Genomic DNA, 1,907 nt, shown 5'->3' with positions numbered 1-1,907 from the left:
TTTTTTAGGTGCGCTCGGCATGGGTGCTAACTTGGTGGTGAAAGTCCACTGTGAGCCGTAGTAGTCGGAATCACTAGCCGATGGCAAGGGTGTCCACCGTGAGGTGGAATCTGAAGGAAGCCTAAAGCAAAATACTGAGCTGATGAACAAGAAGTGGCTATGAGGCTGGATATTTAGGATAAAGTTGCCTAACAAACCAAAGTCCAATACTACTCGAATAAATATTTAGTATAGCCAACAGCTACATGGTATGAAAGTTAGCGTTCTTACCCGGGGAGGTCTGACTCACACGTTTCTGACAAGAGGAACGGAATGTTCCACAGAAACAAACCAGATAGTGATGTCTGGCTGAGTGTTTCAGAAGTCAGCCGAGGTCATAGTAGTTCCCTATGGGAACGAAGGACCGAACAATAATAATTCTCACTGATATAGGCGGTGAAGGTAGTGCGACAATCGCAGAAAACACAACAAAAAGGTGACCGCCAGTGGATGAATAGTCTGGAAGACAAAGAGCAAATTGGGGCGCGTAGCGCTACCATTGGTGAAAATACAGTTGAGGATGGCATTTCGTTTGAAAAACGAGTCTTGAGTCGTGACAATCTCAATCGAGCTTATAAGCGAGTCAAGAAGAATAGAGGTGCAGCAGGAATCGACAAAATGACTGTCGATGAACTGTTGTTGTACCTTGAGAAACATAAAGAAGAATTGCTGGAATCATTACGAAATGGTACTTACAAACCAAAGCCCGTGAGACGAGTAGAAATACCCAAACCTAACGGAACTATGCGTAAGCTAGGTATCCCAACAGTAATAGACAGATTAATTCAACAGGCTATTGCACAAGTAATGACCCCGATATTCGAAAATGTTTTCTCAGACAATAGTTTTGGTTTTAGACCCAACAGAAGTGCACATGACGCTATCAAACAAGTGATGAAATTCTACAATCAGGGATACAAAGTGGTGGTGGATTTGGACTTAAAAGCCTATTTTGACACTGTTAATCACGACTTACTGATGAAATTTGTTAGTAAACGAATTCGTGACCCTTGGTTGTTAAAACTCATTCGAAAATATTTAAAGAGTGGTGTCATGAATGGAAACTTATTTGAAACGTCTGAAAAAGGTACGCCTCAAGGCGGTAACCTTTCTCCACTTCTAGCCAATATATACCTGAATGAATTGGATAATCTACTCACCCAACGAGGACATGCCTTTGTAAGATATGCAGATGACTGTAATATCTATGTCAAAAGTAAACGAGCAGGCTATCGAGTTCTAGAAAACATCACAAAATTTCTAGAACATGACCTAAAGGTCACAGTCAACCAAGATAAGAGCCGAGTGGGTTCCCCACTCAGACTCAAATTTCTGGGATTCACCTTAGGTGTTGATTCTAATGGGGCATATCCCAGTCCGCATAATGTGGCCAAAAAGAGAATCAAGCAGGCGCTCAAACTCATTACGAAGAGAAATCGTAGTATCAGTTGGGCGCAATTAACTAAAGAGATAAATCAGAAAATGCGTGGTTGGCTCCAATATTATTCAATAGGGAAAATGTCGACTTTTATTCAGCGACTTGATAAATGGTTGCGAAGCAGAATTCATCAACTGATATGGAAACGCTGGAAGAAGACAAAGACCAAAATTAAACAACTCGTAAGATTTGGTATGAACAAACAACAGGCCCGTATCTTTGCGAATACACGTAAAGGTTACTGGCGTACAGCGCACAGTAAAACCCTGCTATATACCATTACAAACAAAAAGCTGGAGCGACTTGGATTAATGAATTTGTCCAAGACACTCCAGCAAATACAGAATGCTTAAATTATTGAACCGCCGTATACGGATCCGTACGTACGGTGGTGTGAGAGGTCGGTAGCTTAGCTACCTCCTACTCGATA

Annotated in this window: 1 protein-coding gene; it reads left to right on the top strand. The window is 41.6% G+C overall.

Annotated features, from left to right (window positions below):
* The first annotated feature begins 444 nt into the window (after nucleotides 1-444).
* Nucleotides 445-1,830: a group II intron reverse transcriptase/maturase gene (ltrA, locus tag EKM93_RS13445; protein WP_125716028.1), complete on the top strand. Its 1,386-nt coding sequence runs from the start codon at nucleotides 445-447 to the stop codon at nucleotides 1,828-1,830.
* Nucleotides 1,831-1,907 lie beyond the last annotated feature (77 nt).

This window comes from Agrilactobacillus yilanensis, assembly GCF_003946725.1.
Classification (GTDB): Bacteria; Bacillota; Bacilli; order Lactobacillales; family Lactobacillaceae; genus Agrilactobacillus; species Agrilactobacillus yilanensis.
This window is presented reverse-complemented; position numbering and strand designations above follow the sequence as displayed.